Genomic DNA, 15,031 nt, shown 5'->3' on the forward strand with positions numbered 1-15,031 from the left:
GGGTGGAACATGCGAAAAGGGGCGCCGGTAACCTCGGCGCCCTTCGCTCTGTGCTCAGCCGAATACGTACTTGGCGGCGTGGTTGAGTCCATAGTCAATCACGGTCACCAGACCGATCATGACGAGGACGAAGACGATCACCACGGTCGTGTACGTCGTCAGCTGGTTCCGCGACGGCCAGACGACCTTGCGGAGCTCTGCGACGATCTGCCGGTAAAAGAGCGCGAGGCGCTTCAGCGGGCCCTTCTTGGCGCGCTTGCCACCCTTGCGGGTCTTCTTGGACTCCGGCGCCTCATCCTGGGCATCAGGCGTATCAATGGAGCCCACGGCGTCCGCCATTCGTCCTCACCTGTTCCCGGGTCGTGGCCGTGCCGCGCCCGGTTGGAGCCGCACGGCGGTGCATTGCTGAACGTACATGCGCACACATCCTGGCGAAGGTGTGTGTAGCAGGGCCGGAGGGACTTGAACCCCCAACCGCCGGTTTTGGAGACCGGTGCTCTACCAATTGAGCTACGACCCTTTGTGCGTCCCCCAACGTACCGCATCCGACCGGGTGCTCGGTGTGCACCGGCTGGGTGGGCTGCTGAAGGCCAACGAGGTGAGAGTGTACGTGGTCCGCGGGCCCTCGTCGAACAGAAAGCGCCCGTACGGGCCTTGGGGACGGAAGATCACCCAGCGTGCGAGGCGAATCCGGACGGTTGTTCAGCAGTTGTTCAGTCTGTGAAACCCGCGTGCCGGGGGAGTTTCCGGTCTGAAACGATGGGCCCATGAGCGCTGCAACCCCTCCCACCGAGCGCCGGGTCTCCGCCCGAGTCGGCGCGATCTCCGAGTCCGCCACTCTCGCCGTGGACGCCAAGGCCAAGGCCCTCAAGGCCGCCGGACGTCCGGTGATCGGCTTCGGCGCCGGCGAGCCCGACTTCCCGACCCCGGACTACATCGTCCAGGCCGCCATCGAGGCCTGCTCGAACCCCAAGTACCACCGCTACACCCCGGCCGGCGGCCTTCCCGAGCTGAAGGCCGCGATCGCCGCGAAGACGCTGCGTGACTCCGGCTACGAGGTCGACGCGTCCCAGATCCTGGTGACCAACGGCGGCAAGCAGGCGATCTACGAGGCCTTCGCCGCGATCCTCGACCCGGGCGACGAGGTCATCGTCCCGGCGCCGTACTGGACGACGTACCCGGAGTCGATCCGGCTGGCCGGCGGTGTCCCGGTGGAGGTCGTCGCCGACGAGACGACCGGCTACCGCGTCTCCGTCGAGCAGCTGGAGGCGGCCCGCACCGAGAAGACGAAGGTCGTGCTCTTCGTCTCCCCCTCCAACCCGACCGGTGCCGTCTACAGCGAGACCGACGCCGAGGCGATCGGCCGCTGGGCGGTCGAGCACGGCCTGTGGGTGCTGACCGACGAGATCTACGAGCACCTCGTCTACGGCGACGCGAAGTTCACCTCGCTGCCCGCGCTCCTGCCCGAGCTGCGCGACAAGTGCATCGTCGTCAACGGTGTCGCGAAGACGTACGCCATGACGGGCTGGCGCGTGGGCTGGATCATCGGCCCCAAGGACGTCGTCAAGGCCGCGACCAACCTCCAGTCGCACGCCACGTCCAACGTGTCGAACGTCGCCCAGGTCGCGGCCCTCGCCGCGGTCTCCGGCAACCTCGACGCGGTGGCGGAGATGCGCACCGCCTTCGACCGCCGCCGCAAGACCATCGTGCGGATGCTCAACGAGATCGACGGCGTGCTCTGCCCGGAGCCCGAGGGCGCCTTCTACGCCTACCCCTCGGTCAAGGCCCTGCTCGGCAAGGAGATCCGCGGCAAGCGCCCGCAGGACACGGTCGAGCTGGCCGCGCTGATCCTGGAGGAGTCCGAGGTCGCGGTCGTCCCGGGCGAGGCCTTCGGCACGCCGGGCTATCTGCGGCTGTCGTACGCCCTGGGTGACGAGGATCTCGTCGAGGGCGTCTCGCGGATCCAGAAGCTGCTGGCGGAGGCGCAGGACTGAGCCCGCCGTGAAAAGCACCCCCTCAGTGAGGGGGTGCTTTTTTGTGCGAGCAAGACCACTAAAGGGGAAAGCGCTACCGGGACACCGGTGACGTACGGCAGGATCCTGGAATGGAGCGTGTACGTGATGTCTCTGAGCTGCCGAAAGCCCATCTGCACCTGCACTTCACCGGGTCGATGCGCCCGGCGACGGTTCTGGAACTGGCCGACAAGTACGGGGTACGGCTGCCCGAGGCGCTGACCGAAGCACTGACCAGCGGGGAACCGCCGAAACTGCGGGCGACGGACGAGCGGGGCTGGTTCCGTTTCCAGCGGCTGTACGACGCGGCCCGCTCGTGTCTGCGCGAGCCCGAGGACATCCGGCGGCTGGTGCGGGAGGCCGCGGAGGAGGATGTGCGCGACGGCTCGGGGTGGCTGGAGATCCAGGTCGACCCGACGTCGTACGCACCCCGGCTCGGCGGGCTGATCCCGGCGCTGGAGATCATCCTGGACGCGGTGGAGACGACCTCGCGCGAGACCGGGCTCGGGATGCGGGTACTGGTCGCCGCGAACCGCATGAAGCATCCCCTGGACGCCCGCACGCTGGCCCGGCTGGCGGTGCGGTACGCGGACAAGGGCGTGGTCGGCTTCGGACTCTCGAACGACGAACGCCGGGGCATGGCACGGGACTTCGACCGCGCCTTCAACATCGCGCGCGAGGGCGGGCTGCTGTCGGCGCCGCACGGTGGCGAGTTGGCCGGACCGTCGTCGGTACGGGACTGTCTCGACGACCTGGACGCGACCCGGATCGGCCACGGGGTGCGCGCGGCGGACGACCCGCGGCTGCTGAAGCGGCTGGCGGACCGGCAGGTGACGTGCGAGGTGTGCCCGGCGTCGAATGTGGCGCTCGGTGTGTACGAGAAGCATGAGGACGTGCCGCTGCGGAAGCTGTTCGAGGCCGGGGTGCCGATGGCGCTGGGCGCCGACGACCCGTTGCTGTTCGGGTCCCGGCTGGCCGCGCAGTACGAGATCGCCCGGCAGTATCACGGCTTCTCGGACGCGGAGCTCGCGGAACTGGCCCGGCAGTCGGTACGGGCTTCGGCGGCGCCGGAGGACATGAAGGCCAAGCTGCTGTCGGGAGTGGACGACTGGCTCAGCCAGCCGGCCTCTTGAAGTGCCCTTTCCCGACGCCCTTCCGGCCTGGTCCCCGGCGAAGGCGTCCCGGCTGCCGAACAGGAAGAACGTACGCGCGTGCGTGGCGTGCCGCAGGTCGTCCCGGAAGTCCGTGCGCGTGTGTCGTTTCCTCAAGGCGTCGGTGTCCTTGTGCGTACGTGCCTCGTCGGTGCGTACGGACCGGGGGGTGCCGGCCTTGAGGGTGCGCCGCAGCGAGCCGGTTCAGTCCGTCGTGGTCGCCGATGCCGGGTGTTCATGGGGGCCGGTGCGGGGTCTGAACTCCGTGAGCCTCAGCCGCATGCGGAGGTCCTGGATGTCATGGGCCCAGGGTGACGGTCACGCGGATTCCCCGGCTACCGAGATTCCGCCCAGCAGGGTCCGGGCCAGCCGGGCGGCGAACTCCTCCACCGGCGGCCGTACGCCGTCCTGTGTCGCGTCGTAGGCGAACGCCCGTTGCGCGCAGGCGCCCAGGAGCAGGGAGGCCGCGGCGAAGGTGTCGGCGGTGGGGGCGACCCGGCCGTTGGACTGCTCGGCCCGGAGGTAGGCGTCGAGCCACTCGATCGGCTTGTGCGGGCCGGACTCCATTTCGCGCATCGCGTCGTCGTGGCGCCGCTTGAGCTGGGTCTCGGCGTACAGCGAGGCGGCGATCGGGAAGCTCTGCTCGTAGAAGAGGGCGGCCTGGCAGGCGATCTCGGTGAGGTTCTCCTCCAGGCTGTGGCGGCCCGGTTCGGCGGCGAGGGCGTGCAGCAGGGGGGCCAGCCTGGGGAGGCGTTCCGCGAGGACGCGGATGAACACCTCCTCCTTGCTGGCGAAGTACTTGTACAGCGCCGCCTCGGAGCAGCCGGCCGCCTTCGCGATCTCCTTGGTCGTGGCACGCGCCAGCCCGACGGTGAGCATCAGCTCATGGGCGGCGTCGAGGATGCGGACGCGGGCCGGGCCGGACTTGGGCTCCATGCTGTTCGGTCCCCTTGGGTCGGGTGGCGGGCTTGACGGGTGGGTGAGTACTTACCCACTCTAGAGGGAGACATGGGTGAGTGAATACTCACCCACCTCCTCCGAGTACGGGAGTACCCATGAAACTCACGGTTTTCGGTGCCACCGGGGGCATCGGGCGCGAGCTCGTCCAGCAGGGCCTGGCGGCGGGACATGAGGTCACGGCGGTCGTACGGGATCCTGCCCGGCTGACCGTCACGGGCGCACGACTGGAGGTGGTCCGTGCGGACCTCACCGACCCGGAGGTGCTGCGGCCCGCCGTGGCCGGGCGGGACGCGGTGCTGTCCGGGCTCGGGCCGCGTGCCCGCAAGGACGCCGGGGTCGCGGCGCGGCTGACCCGTGTGGTGCTGGCCGCGATGGAGGCGGAGCAGGTCCGGCGGGTGCTGGCGGTCAGCGCGGGGCCGGTCGGGCCGGCGCCGGTGGACGAGGGGGCGGTGGACCGGTGGATGCGGGGGCTCGTGTCCGCCGTACTGAAGGACGTCTACGCCGATCTGAGCGAGATGGAGGCGGAGCTGGCGGCGAGCGGTACGGACTGGACGGTCGTGCGCCCGCCGCGTCTTCAGAACAAGCCGGTGACGGGGGTGTACCGGGTGGTGGCCGGGGGGTTCCCGGCTCGGGGGCGGTTCATCTCGCGGGCGGATGTGGCGCACGCGATGCTGGCGATGGTCGGGGATGCGGGGGTGGTGAAGCAGGGGGTCGGGGTGGCGTACTGACGGTATTGACCGTACTGACGCTCTCGGACCTGGTCGGCTACAGGTTCACGCCCACCGTCACCGGCTCGTTGACCAGCGTGATCCCGAAGGTGTCCCGTACGCCCGCCACGACCTCCCGGGCCAGTGTGAGGAGGTCCTCGGTGGTGGCGTCGCCCCGGTTGGTGAGGGCCAGCGTGTGCTTGGTGGAGATGCGTGCGGGGCCGGTGCCGTAGCCCTTGGTGAAGCCGGCCTTGTCGATCAGCCAGGCCGCGGAGGTCTTGGTGTGGCCGTCGCCCGCGGGGTAGGCGGGGGGTTCGGCGTCCTCGCCGAGGCGGTGCTTCACGCGCGCGTGGAACTCCGCGAACTGGGCGCTCGTGAGGATGGGGTTGGTGAAGAAGGAGCCTGCCGACCAGGTGTCGTGGTCGTCGGGGTCCAGGACCATGCCCTTTCCCGCGCGCAGCTTCAGGACGGTTGCGCGGGCCTCGGCGAGGGGGACGCGGTCACCGGGTTCCACGCCGAGGGCGCGGGCGGTTTCGGCGTACTTGATCGGCGCGGAGAGGCCGTCGGCGTCTTCCAGGTCGAAGTGGACGCGCAGGACGACGTAGCGGGCGGGGTCTTCCTTGAAGCGGCTGTGGCGGTAGGAGAAGGCGCAGTCTTCGTTGGTGAGGGTGACGGTGGCGCCGGTGCGGCGGTCGTAGGCGATGACCTCGGTGACGGTGGAGGACACCTCCTGGCCGTAGGCGCCGACGTTCTGGATGGGGGTGGCGCCCGCGGAACCGGGGATGCCGGCGAGGCACTCGACACCGGCGAGTCCGGCGTCCACGGTGCGGGCGACGGCGTCGGTCCACACTTCGCCGGCGGCGAGCTCCAGGTGGGTGCCGGTGAGCTCGAACCCCTTGGTGGCGATGACGAGTGCGGTGCCGTCGAACCCCTTGTCCCCGATGACGAGGTTGGACCCGCCGCCGATCACGAGAAGCGGAGTACCGGAGGCGTCGGCCTCACGGATGACCTCGATCACCTCGGCATCGGTCGTCGCGGTGACGAGCCGGGTGGCGGGGCCGCCGAGACGGAAGGTGGTCAGGGGGGCGAGGGGGGCGTCGTGTCGTTCCTGCACGCGGTACAGCCTACGGGGGCCTCCGGCGGTTGGGCGGGGGTTGCCTGCGGCGGCCTGTGCGGGTGCGGTGGGGGCGGGCGTTGTGCGCAGTTCCCCGCGCCCCTGGGTGCCTGCGGCGGCCCGTTTCGGCTTTGGTGGGGGCGGGTGTAGCGCGTGCGGGTGGTGTGTGGGTCGGGGCCGGGGTGGGGGGTGTCCGTCCTCGGTCCGGCGGCTCGGTCCCTTGAGTGGTGCCCTGTAACGGACGCCGGCCGCCGCGGGCGGACACCCTCCACCCCGTCCCCTTCGCGCCGTACGCGGCCAACGGCCCGTCGGGGCGCGCGAGACGGGGATCAGTCCGTCGGGGTGCGGTCCGTCGGGACCCGGGGTGCGGCTACCGGTCCGTCGTGGCGTGCGGGGTGGGAATTGGTCCATCGTGGCGCGCGGTGCGGCCAGGCCCGCCGTGGGCACAGGATGCGGCGAGCGATCTTCATGGCGCGCGGGGCCGAGATCAGTCCGTCCGCCGTGGCCACAGGATGCGGCGAGCGGTCTTTCGTGGCGCGCGGGGCGGGGATCGGTTCGTCGTGGTGCCGGTGACTGCGACTCCCCAGGGGCGCGGGGAACTGCGCGACCAGCCACAACACACCCGCAGCCGCCCAGGACCGGCGTGGCATCCCTGTAGGCGCCCGCCCCCGGCCCCGCGCACGCGGCCAGCCACAACGCACCCGCACCCGCACCCGCCCAAGGCCTTGGCGAGGCACCCCCATAGGCGCCCCGCCCAAGCCCAGCGCACGTTCAGCCGGCCACCGTCTCCAGTGGCCGCGCCCGCTCGGAAGACGCCACCACCGCACTCCGCTTCCGCGAAGGAATCAGCAGAGCCGCGACCCCGGCGACCGCCACCACCACCGCGCCCGTGACCAGTGCCGGCCGCAGGCCATCCACAAAGGACTGCCCGCTCTCGTATCCACCCTGCGAGGAGAAGATCGACGCCATGACCGCGATCCCCAGCGCTCCACCCACCTCACGCAGCGCGTTGTTGGCCCCGGAAGCGATCCCCTGCTCCTCGGACCGGACACTCGACATGACCAGGTTGGACGCGGGGGCGAAGAACAGCGCCATGCCGATGCCGCTGAGGATGAGCCCGGGGAGCTGCGCGGCGTAGGACGCGTCGACCGTGACCACGGACGCCATGTACGCGAGACCCGCCGCCTGGAAGAAGAGACCCGTGGCCACGACCGGCCGGCCCCCGATGCGGTCGGAGACGATCCCGGCGATCGGTGCGACGAGCATCGGCATGCCCGTCCAGGGGAGCATCCGCAGCCCCGCCTCGGTGGGCGAGTAGCCGAGTACGCCCTGCATGTACTGGCTGAGCAGGAAGATCGAGCCGAACATCCCCAGGAACATCAGCAGGCTGGCCGCGTTGATCCCGGAGAAGGCCCGGGAGCGGAACAGCCGCATGGGGAGCATGGGGTTCTTGGCCCGTGTGCTGTAGAGGACGAACGCGGCGAGCAGCGCGGCCCCGGCGAACAGGGCCAGCAGGACCACGGAGTCGGTCCAGCCGTCGGACGGGCCGCGGACCAGGCCGTACACGATGCCGAAGAGACCGCCGCTGGCGAGCACGGTGCCGGGGATGTCGAGGCGCGCGCCGGTGCCGTGGGACTCGGCCAGGCGCAGACGGGCGAGCGGCAGCAGGGCGACGCCGAGCGGGACGTTCAGCCAGAAGATCCACTGCCAGGAGATGTGTTCGGTGAGGCTGCCGCCGATCAGTGGCCCGGAGGCCACCGCGAGTCCGTTGACGGCACCCCAGATGCCGTACGCCATCCCGCGCTTGGCGGCGGGAACGGCCGCCGTGAGGAGGGTGAGCGTGAGGGGCATCATGATCGCCGCTCCTACGCCCTGGACCGCGCGGGCGGCGATGAGGGAGTCGATGCCGGGGGCCAGTGCCGCGGCGGCCGACGCTCCGGTGAAGACCGTGAGGCCGGTCAGGAAGAGGCGTCGCCGGCCGAAGCGGTCCCCGAGCGCCGCGCCGGTCATGAGCAGGACGGCGAAGGTGAGCGTGTACGCGCTCACCGTCCACTCCAGGTCGTGCAGTCCCCCGCCGAGGTCCTTGCGGATGGACGGCAGGGCGGTGGTGACGACGAGGTTGTCGAGGGCCGCCATGAATCCGGCGACGCTGGTGATGACGAGGGCCCAGACGGCTCCCCCGCGTCCTGTGGTCGGTGTGGCTTGCTCTTGCTGTGACATCTCTCCCCCAGCGGGTGCGATCAGTAATTAGTTAGCGATTACTAAGTTTCTCGATCATGAAAAGGCGCCCATGGCGCCTCGTCGCACTCAGTACTCCAGTCGGCCCGTGATCCGCGCCGACGGATACATCCCCTCCCAGACCCGGTGCCCGGGCGGAAAGCCCATCGCCGTCAGGCAGTTGATGAGCATCCCGTACGCCAGGAAGGTCGTCGTCTCGTCGGCGTCGGCGCCGAGCGGCAGGTGGACGGTGTCCCACAGCCGCATCCAACCGGCCCGCACCGCCTCTCCGAACTCGGTGTCACCGTCCTGCTCGGCAGCCCCCACGGCGACGTACATCTGCATCTGCATCATCAGCCACTCGGGCCGCTCCGCGATGACCCGGGTGTACGCGTCCGCCATGGCGTGCTGAGCCTCCTCGCCCTCCAGCCCCTCCGAGGCTTCCGCGAAGGTGCGAATGGTGTCCTCCACACAGCGCTCGGCCGCCGCCAGGAAGATCGCCTTCTTGCCCGGGAAGAGCCGGAAGAGATACGGCTGCGACACCCCGACCCGCTTGGCGATCGCCTCGGTCGACGTGCCGTGGTAGCCACCACGGGCGAACTCGGCCGTCGCCGCACGGATGACGCTCTCGCGCCGCTCTTCTGCACTCATCCTGGCCATGCACCAAAGTTAGTACTCAATCACTAACTTGGCAAGACGCTGGGTTCGCCTACCGAAAGCTCCTGCCGGAACGTCCCCCCACCACCGAGCGTTGTCGCAGGCAGGGGGCCTTCACACCGTAAGGGGCGCCCCACCATGGAGAGCGCCCCTTACCTCAGCAGCCGTACCCGCCCCTCAGGCCAGTCGTACGACCGCCCGTGACATCCCCAGCACCTTCTGCCCCGCGCTGGTGGCCGTGAGGTCCACGCGGACGGTGTTGTCGTCGAGCTTGGCGGCGACCTTGGCGCTGACCTCGATCGTGGCGCCCTGGTCGTCATTGGGCACGACGACGGGCTTGGTGAAGCGGACGCCGTACTCGGCGACGGCCGCCGGGTCGCCGACCCAGTCCGTCACCACACGGATCGCCTCGGCCATGGTGAACATGCCGTGCGCGATGACGTCCGGCAGCCCGACCTCCTTGGCGAACTTCTCGTTCCAGTGGATGGGGTTGAAGTCCCCGGAGGCGCCCGCGTACTGGACGAGGGTGGCGCGGGTCACGGTGAAGGTCTGGGCCGGCAGCTCGGTGCCGACCTCGACGTCGCCGTATGCGATCTTCGCCGTCATCTTCTTCCTCACGCCTCCTCGGCCGCGCGCGCGACGAGCTTGGTCCAGGCGGTCACGACGTGCTCGCCGGCCTCGTCGTGGACCTCGCCGCGGATGTCCAGGATGTCGTTGCCGGCCATGGACCTGATCGCCTCGATGGTGGAGGTGACGGTCAGACGGTCACCGGCGCGCACGGGGCGGACGTAGGCGAACTTCTGGTCGCCGTGCACCACGCGGCTGTAGTCCAGGCCGAGCTGCGGGTCCTGCACGACCTGTCCCGCGGCCTTGAAGGTGATCGAGAACACGAAGGTCGGCGGGGCGACGACGTCGGGGTGGCCGAGCGCCTTGGCGGCCTCCGGGTCCGAGTACGCGGGGTTGGAGTCCCCCACCGCCTCGGCGAACTCGCGGATCTTCTCCCGGCCCACCTCGTAGGGGTCGGTGGGCGGATAGGTCCGCCCCACGAAGGACTGGTCGAGCGCCATGGGCTCGGCACCTCCTGGTTGCTCTACTGACCGGTATCGGGTCCTTCAACGACGCGAGGCCGCCCCCGATCTCTCGGGGACGGCCTCGTGTACGAGCCTGATTTATCGCGTTTCGCGGTGCGCGGTGTGCGCATTGCAACGCGGGCAGTGCTTCTTCATCTCCATTCGATCCGGGTTGTTACGCCGGTTCTTCTTGGTGATGTAGTTCCGCTCCTTGCACTCCACGCAGGCCAGCGTGATCTTCGGGCGGACGTCGGTGGCAGCCACGTGAGTGCTCCTTGACGAACGGATAGGACGGGTTCAACGCATAGAAGAGTAGCCGATCGAAGGACCGACCCCGCAATCGGCTACTGTCAGTAGCGGTGACCGGACTTGAACCGGTGACACAGCGATTATGAGCCGCTTGCTCTACCGACTGAGCTACACCGCTGTGATGCGATCCGTTCCCGCCTCGCGACGGGAACCTCACACACCAGAGCCCCAATACGGAATCGAACCGTAGACCTTCTCCTTACCATGGAGACGCTCTGCCGACTGAGCTATTGGGGCGAGCGATGAAGACATTACACGCTCCGCCGCCGTTCGCCCAAATCCGTTTCGCGGCGCCCTGGACGCCTTGATCCACGGGGTTCCCGGAGGCCTCAACTGCCTCTCCGGTACGGCGGACCACACCGGTACGACTATTGCGCTCCTCCCCGTCACGCGTGCGCGGCCACCCTAGGCTCGACTCACTCTGCGTGATCTTGCGTCCCCTTGCGCAGTCCGGGTTCGCGCAGTCCTGAGCTTGCGTAGTCCCGAGCCCCTGGAGCGCGATGCCCGACAGCCAGCCGCAGCCGCCCCCCTCCTCGTCCTCGTCGGGTGCCTCGTCCACGGGCCGGTCCGAGGGGGCCGGTCTCCTGTTGTGCGGGGCACGGCTCACCGACGGCAGGACCGTGGATGTACGGCTGGGCGGCGGGCGCATCGAGGCGGTCGGTACGGCCGGCAGTCTGACCGTGGGCGGCACACGCGCGTGCGGTGCGCGTGTGGACCTCAACGGCTATCTGCTCCTGCCTGCCCCTGCCGAGCCGCACGCCCACGGCGACACCGCGCTGTCGGCCGACGCCGAGGGGCCGGTGTCCCACGACCCCCACGACGTCCAGCGCCGGGCCACGGAGGCCGCCCTGCTCCAGCTCGGGCACGGCGCGACCGCGCTCAGGGCGCACGTGCGCGTGGGGGACGTCCAGGGGCTGGGCGCGCTGGCCGCCGTACTGCAGGCGCGGCGGTCGCTGCACGGGCTCACCGAGTTGACGGCCGTGGCGATGCCCAGGGTGCTGACCGGCGTGGCCGGGGCCGAGGGGCTCGCCATGTTGCGGGACGCGCTGAAGATGGGTGCCTCGGTGGTGGGCGGCTGTCCGGATCTCGACCCCGATCCGACGGGTTATGCGGAGGCGGTCCTGGAGGTCGCCTCGGAACACGGCTGCCCCGTCGACCTGCACACGGACGCCACCGACCCGGCCCGGCTCGCCCGGCTCGCCGCCATGGCCGGCGGCCTGCGGCCCGGCGTGACCCTGGGCCCCTGCGCGGGCTTGGACCGCCTCCCCGCCGAGGTGGTCTCCCGCACCGCCGACCAGCTCGGGGCGGCCGGAGTCGCCGTGGTGTGCCTGCCGCAGGGCGGCTGCGCGGGCGTCGACCGGCGGGGCACGGCTCCGGTACGGCTGCTGCGCGCGGCCGGAGTCCGGGTGGCCGCCGGCAGCGGCGCGCTGCGGGACGCCTGCAACCCGGTGGGCCGCGGCGACCCCCTGGAGGCCGCGTACCTGCTCGCCTCCCGGTACGGGCTGCGACCGGAGGACGCCTACGACACGGTGAGCACGTCGGCGCGGACCGTGCTCGGGTTGCCCGAAGTCCGCGTGGAGGCGGGCTTCCCGGCCGAATTGCTCGCGGTACGCGGCGACCGCCTCGCCGGCGCCCTCTCCCTGGCGTACAGCCGGATCGTGGTGCACCGGGGGCGCGTGGTGGCACGGACGAGCGCGGTCCGGGAGTACTGCAACTCGGCGGCGGGGGTGGAGTCGGGGCTGCCTCGGCAGGGGCGAGGGGGTGTGTCGTAGGGCGAGTGCGTGCCGTGTCGCTGAGGGTTCGGTCGGGGTGGTGGGGGTGGTCGGCGGTGAGGGTGCGTCGTGGCGCGTGCCGCTGCGCGCAACCCCCTGTGTGGCGCGGGGAACTGCGCGACCAGCCACGACGGACCGGAGCCGCTCCTCGACCTCACCCCGCACCCCGTGCGGTGTCGCCGGACCCACACGGCAGATGTGCCTGGACGGGCGTACGGTCGAAGACATGCGCATTGTCATCGCTGGTGGTCATGGTCAGATCGCGCTGCGGCTGGAGCGGCTGCTCGCCGCGCGCGGGGACGAGGTCGCGGGGATCATCCGTCGCGCCGAACAGGGCGACGACCTGCGGGACGTCGGTGCCGAACCGGTCGTGTTGGACCTGGAGTCGGCCTCGGTCGAGGAGGTTGCCGCCCCTTTGCGGGGGGCGGACGCGGCGGTCTTCGCGGCGGGCGCGGGTCCGGGTAGCGGCGCGGCCCGCAAGGACACGGTGGACAAGGCCGCGGCGGTGCTGTTCGCGGACGCGGCGGTCCTGGCGGGAGTACGGCGCTTCGTGATCGTGTCGTCCATGGGCGCGGATCCACGGCACGAGGGTGACGAGATCTTCGATGTGTACCTGCGCGCCAAGGGCGAAGCCGACGCCCATGTGAGCGGTTTGGATGCCCTGGACTGGACGATTCTGCGTCCCGGCGCGCTCACGGACGACGCGGGCACCGGCCTCGTACGCCTGGAGGCGCACACCGGCCGGGGTTCGATTCCGCGCGACGACGTGGCCGCCGTACTGGCGGAGTTGCTGGACACGCCGGCGACGGCAGGGCTGACGCTGGAGCTGATCAGCGGTGCCACGCCGGTCTCGGTCGCGGTGAAGTCGGTGGCGGGCAACTGAGGATGGCCGCTGAGGGGGTGCCGGCGGCGCAAGAGGCGTTGCTGCGGCGGATGTACGAGGTCTTCGCGACGGACGAGCGGGACGCCTTCGTACCGCGTTGTCTGGCCCCGGACGTGGACTGGCCGAACATGCTGGACGGCGGCCGACTCCACGGACGTGCGGCGGTACGGGCGTACTGGGCACGGCAGTTCGCGGCGGGGCATCCCCTCGTACGGCTGGAGGGGCTGAGGTCGGACGGGCTCGCCGGCGCGGTGGTGGTGGTGACCGTACGGCTCGGGGTGCGTGATGCGTCGGGCGAGCGGTGGGCCGGGGAGACGGTCGAGCACGTGTACCGGTTCGGGGAGGACGGGCTCGTGGTGCGGATGGATGTGAGGGAGGGGTCGGGGCCGGGGATTGGATCCGGGACGTAGGACGGCTGAACGCCCGAGGCGGGGTGCTCTGACAGGTCGTCGGGCAGCCGAACGCTCAGAACAGGGGCAGCTGGCCGGGGACGACGGGTAGTGCGTACCCGTCCAACGACGGCTGCGCCGCTCCGAGTTCCGCCTGTCTGCGGGAACCCGGGCAGGAGACCAGCTGACCTCTCGCGCGTGCTCCGGGCGGGTCGTGCCGGGCGAAGCGGCCGGCGACGACAGCGATCTCGCGACGGCATTCGGGGCAGAGCCTGCGACGACTGGACATGCAGTCAGTGTGCCCCGGGCGGGCGACGTTTGTGCGTCCCAAGCGGGCGGCTGTGCCTGTCGGGGAGCGTGGGAAGGACCGCGGGGCTCAAGGGCGGGCGGCTGTCGGAGGTGGGGGGACGGGAGGGGGCTCGTCCGGGGGTACGGGACGCGTGGCGCCTGAGAAGCGCTTCGCCGCGCAGTCTGTGTACATCGCCATCACGGCCCCGCATTGCGGCCCTGGCCGTGCAAGTCGCAGGGCGAGCCGCGCGGCAGGCACCGACCCACGCCGCCTCGCCGAGCCCAACCGGCCGGAGGGCCCGGCATCGCGCGGTGCCTAGCGAGCCCGAGGAACGGGCACCCAGGCGGCGGCTGGTCGACGACCGACGGAGCCCGTTGGAACGCACGGCGGCGTCACGCCTTGGACCGTTACCGCCATGTGCCGTCGGTGCTGCGTGAGCAACACGAACGCGCGTCCTGACTCCACCAGCCCGCCTACCCCGCCGGTCAGACACATCACCCGGCCCCGCCGCGCCATGGGGCGCCTGAAGCATCCCGAAACGAAGAGACCCCCTCCGCTCTGCGTTTCCGCAGTTCGGAGGGGGTCTCTCTCAGCGTGGCGGCGCCAGGATTCGAACCTGGGAAGGCTGAGCCGGCAGATTTACAGCGGGCTGGCTGTAGCCGGTCTGACTAGAGGTTGTCCCGTAACCGGTGGGGTGGTTGGTGCGTTGGCTGGGCATGGGTGGGGTGATTTCAGCTGATGATCCGAAGTGGATCGAGCCGTTCTCCGGGTTGAGCGAGGTGCAGTTCGCCAGGCTGGTGGCGTTGGTGCGGCGTCGCGGGGGTGACGTTCAGCGGGGCCGTCCCTGGCGGTTGCCGCTGGAGGACCGGGTGTTGCTGGTGGCGACGTACTGGCGCACGAACCTGACGTTGCGGCAGGTGGCACCGTTGTTCGGGGTCTCGAAGTCCGCGGCCGACCGTATCCTCGATCACCTGGCACCGCTGTTGGCCATCGCGCCGGCCCGACGTCCGCGCAGGGACACTGTCTACATCGTCGACGGCACCTTGGTGCCTACCCGGGACCGCAGCGTCGCCGCGTCCAGCAAGAACTATCGGTACTCGACGAATCTGCAGGTCGTCATCGACGCCAACAGCCGCCTGGTGGTGGCGATCGGCTTGCCGCTGCCCGGCAGTCGCAACGACTGCCGGGCGTTCACCGAATCCGGTGTGGACCGGGTCTGCCGCGGTGCCCCGACCATCGCCGACGGTGGCTACCAGGGCACTGGCCTTCTCATCCCGCACCGCAGGCGACGAGGCCAGAGACACCTCAGCCCGCAACAGGAAGCAGAGAACGCCGTCCACCGCCGGGCACGGGCACGAGTCGAACACGCCCTATCCCGGCTGAAGAACTGGAAGATCCTTCGGGACTGCCGCCTCAAGGGCAACGGCGTTCACCAGGCCATGCTCGGCATCGCCCGGCTCCACAACCTGGCCCTCACCGGATAGCTCACGCCCCATACGGG

At 70.4% G+C, this 15,031-nt stretch carries 16 protein-coding genes and 3 tRNA genes; 7 read left to right on the forward strand and 12 right to left on the reverse strand.

Annotated features, from left to right (window positions below):
- Positions 1 to 54 precede the first annotated feature (54 nt).
- Both secE and OG841_RS19200 read right to left on the reverse strand, forming a co-directional pair.
- Positions 55 to 339 carry a preprotein translocase subunit SecE gene (secE, locus tag OG841_RS19195; protein ID WP_057607929.1) on the reverse strand — a complete coding sequence of 95 codons (285 nt, stop codon included), beginning with the start codon at positions 337 to 339 and terminating at the stop codon, positions 55 to 57.
- Positions 340 to 447: 108 nt separating this feature from the next.
- Positions 448 to 520: transfer RNA gene (locus OG841_RS19200), tRNA-Trp, on the reverse strand.
- Positions 521 to 767: 247 nt separating this feature from the next.
- Between OG841_RS19200 and OG841_RS19205 the strand changes: the two genes are divergently transcribed.
- Positions 768 to 1,994, forward strand: coding sequence for a pyridoxal phosphate-dependent aminotransferase (locus OG841_RS19205; protein WP_266560789.1), 1,227 nt, complete (start codon positions 768 to 770; stop codon positions 1,992 to 1,994).
- A 110-nt stretch (positions 1,995 to 2,104) separates the two neighbouring features.
- Positions 2,105 to 3,145 carry an adenosine deaminase gene (locus OG841_RS19210; RefSeq protein WP_328640383.1) on the forward strand — a complete coding sequence of 347 codons (1,041 nt, stop codon included), beginning with the start codon at positions 2,105 to 2,107 and terminating at the stop codon, positions 3,143 to 3,145.
- Between the two features lie 336 nt (positions 3,146 to 3,481).
- On the opposite strand, the gene OG841_RS19215 is transcribed toward OG841_RS19210, so the two are convergent.
- Positions 3,482 to 4,099, reverse strand: a complete 618-nt coding sequence (locus tag OG841_RS19215) for a TetR/AcrR family transcriptional regulator (RefSeq protein WP_328640382.1) — start codon at positions 4,097 to 4,099, stop codon at positions 3,482 to 3,484.
- A 119-nt stretch (positions 4,100 to 4,218) separates the two neighbouring features.
- On the opposite strand from OG841_RS19215, the gene OG841_RS19220 reads away from it, so the two are divergent.
- On the forward strand, positions 4,219 to 4,851 hold the full coding sequence (locus tag OG841_RS19220; protein WP_328640381.1) for an NAD(P)-dependent oxidoreductase: 633 nt from the start codon (positions 4,219 to 4,221) through the stop codon (positions 4,849 to 4,851).
- A 37-nt stretch (positions 4,852 to 4,888) separates the two neighbouring features.
- On the opposite strand, the gene OG841_RS19225 is transcribed toward OG841_RS19220, so the two are convergent.
- The 8 genes from OG841_RS19225 to OG841_RS19260 form a co-directional block, all read right to left on the reverse strand.
- Positions 4,889 to 5,944 carry a UDP-N-acetylmuramate dehydrogenase gene (locus OG841_RS19225; RefSeq protein WP_365117994.1) on the reverse strand — a complete coding sequence of 352 codons (1,056 nt, stop codon included), beginning with the start codon at positions 5,942 to 5,944 and terminating at the stop codon, positions 4,889 to 4,891.
- A 771-nt stretch (positions 5,945 to 6,715) separates the two neighbouring features.
- Positions 6,716 to 8,164: an MFS transporter gene (locus tag OG841_RS19230; RefSeq protein WP_328640379.1), complete on the reverse strand. Its 1,449-nt coding sequence runs from the start codon at positions 8,162 to 8,164 to the stop codon at positions 6,716 to 6,718.
- 87 nt (positions 8,165 to 8,251) lie between these two features.
- Positions 8,252 to 8,821: a TetR/AcrR family transcriptional regulator gene (locus OG841_RS19235; RefSeq protein WP_328640378.1), complete on the reverse strand. Its 570-nt coding sequence runs from the start codon at positions 8,819 to 8,821 to the stop codon at positions 8,252 to 8,254.
- A 174-nt stretch (positions 8,822 to 8,995) separates the two neighbouring features.
- Positions 8,996 to 9,424, reverse strand: a complete 429-nt coding sequence (locus tag OG841_RS19240) for a MaoC family dehydratase (protein WP_266522353.1) — start codon at positions 9,422 to 9,424, stop codon at positions 8,996 to 8,998.
- Between the two features lie 8 nt (positions 9,425 to 9,432).
- Positions 9,433 to 9,885, reverse strand: coding sequence for a MaoC family dehydratase N-terminal domain-containing protein (locus OG841_RS19245; RefSeq protein WP_328640377.1), 453 nt, complete (start codon positions 9,883 to 9,885; stop codon positions 9,433 to 9,435).
- A 102-nt stretch (positions 9,886 to 9,987) separates the two neighbouring features.
- Positions 9,988 to 10,152 carry a 50S ribosomal protein L33 gene (gene rpmG / locus OG841_RS19250; protein ID WP_018834916.1) on the reverse strand — a complete coding sequence of 55 codons (165 nt, stop codon included), beginning with the start codon at positions 10,150 to 10,152 and terminating at the stop codon, positions 9,988 to 9,990.
- A gap of 90 nt (positions 10,153 to 10,242) precedes the next feature.
- Positions 10,243 to 10,315: transfer RNA gene (locus OG841_RS19255), tRNA-Met, on the reverse strand.
- 46 nt (positions 10,316 to 10,361) lie between these two features.
- Positions 10,362 to 10,434 (reverse strand) — tRNA-Thr (locus OG841_RS19260).
- Positions 10,435 to 10,697: 263 nt separating this feature from the next.
- Between OG841_RS19260 and OG841_RS19265 the strand changes: the two genes are divergently transcribed.
- From OG841_RS19265 to OG841_RS19275, 3 genes are all read left to right on the forward strand, one after another.
- Positions 10,698 to 11,969 carry an amidohydrolase family protein gene (locus tag OG841_RS19265; RefSeq protein ID WP_328640376.1) on the forward strand — a complete coding sequence of 424 codons (1,272 nt, stop codon included), beginning with the start codon at positions 10,698 to 10,700 and terminating at the stop codon, positions 11,967 to 11,969.
- A gap of 226 nt (positions 11,970 to 12,195) precedes the next feature.
- Entirely contained in the window at positions 12,196 to 12,852 is a 657-nt protein-coding gene (locus tag OG841_RS19270) for an NAD(P)H-binding protein (protein ID WP_328640375.1), read from the forward strand.
- A 17-nt stretch (positions 12,853 to 12,869) separates the two neighbouring features.
- Complete coding sequence (locus tag OG841_RS19275; protein WP_371566215.1) at positions 12,870 to 13,262, forward strand: nuclear transport factor 2 family protein; 393 nt, start codon at positions 12,870 to 12,872, stop codon at positions 13,260 to 13,262.
- Positions 13,263 to 13,317: 55 nt separating this feature from the next.
- Here the strand turns inward: OG841_RS19275 and OG841_RS19280 are convergent, their stop codons facing one another.
- The gene (locus OG841_RS19280) at positions 13,318 to 13,530 is read right to left on the reverse strand and encodes a hypothetical protein (protein ID WP_079072179.1); all 213 of its coding nucleotides are present in this window, start codon (positions 13,528 to 13,530) and stop codon (positions 13,318 to 13,320) included.
- Positions 13,531 to 14,246: 716 nt separating this feature from the next.
- Here OG841_RS19280 and OG841_RS19285 point away from each other — a divergent pair.
- Positions 14,247 to 15,014 carry a transposase gene (locus OG841_RS19285; protein WP_328638698.1) on the forward strand — a complete coding sequence of 256 codons (768 nt, stop codon included), beginning with the start codon at positions 14,247 to 14,249 and terminating at the stop codon, positions 15,012 to 15,014.
- Positions 15,015 to 15,031 lie beyond the last annotated feature (17 nt).

The sequence above is a fragment of the Streptomyces canus genome, assembly GCF_041435015.1.
Classification (GTDB): Bacteria; Actinomycetota; Actinomycetes; order Streptomycetales; family Streptomycetaceae; genus Streptomyces; species Streptomyces canus_G.

Coding starts and splice junctions, on each gene's coding strand:
- OG841_RS19270 (WP_328640375.1), top strand. CDS start 12,196: ATGCGCATTGTCATCGCTGGTGGTCATGGTCAGATCGCGCTGCGGCTG.
- OG841_RS19285 (WP_328638698.1), top strand. CDS start 14,247: ATGGGTGGGGTGATTTCAGCTGATGATCCGAAGTGGATCGAGCCGTTC.
- OG841_RS19245 (WP_328640377.1), bottom strand. CDS start 9,885: ATGGCGCTCGACCAGTCCTTCGTGGGGCGGACCTATCCGCCCACCGAC.
- OG841_RS19210 (WP_328640383.1), top strand. CDS start 2,105: ATGGAGCGTGTACGTGATGTCTCTGAGCTGCCGAAAGCCCATCTGCAC.
- OG841_RS19230 (WP_328640379.1), bottom strand. CDS start 8,164: ATGTCACAGCAAGAGCAAGCCACACCGACCACAGGACGCGGGGGAGCC.
- OG841_RS19205 (WP_266560789.1), top strand. CDS start 768: ATGAGCGCTGCAACCCCTCCCACCGAGCGCCGGGTCTCCGCCCGAGTC.
- secE (WP_057607929.1), bottom strand. CDS start 339: ATGGCGGACGCCGTGGGCTCCATTGATACGCCTGATGCCCAGGATGAG.
- OG841_RS19240 (WP_266522353.1), bottom strand. CDS start 9,424: ATGACGGCGAAGATCGCATACGGCGACGTCGAGGTCGGCACCGAGCTG.
- OG841_RS19280 (WP_079072179.1), bottom strand. CDS start 13,530: ATGTCCAGTCGTCGCAGGCTCTGCCCCGAATGCCGTCGCGAGATCGCT.
- OG841_RS19235 (WP_328640378.1), bottom strand. CDS start 8,821: ATGGCCAGGATGAGTGCAGAAGAGCGGCGCGAGAGCGTCATCCGTGCG.
- OG841_RS19265 (WP_328640376.1), top strand. CDS start 10,698: ATGCCCGACAGCCAGCCGCAGCCGCCCCCCTCCTCGTCCTCGTCGGGT.
- OG841_RS19215 (WP_328640382.1), bottom strand. CDS start 4,099: ATGGAGCCCAAGTCCGGCCCGGCCCGCGTCCGCATCCTCGACGCCGCC.
- OG841_RS19220 (WP_328640381.1), top strand. CDS start 4,219: ATGAAACTCACGGTTTTCGGTGCCACCGGGGGCATCGGGCGCGAGCTC.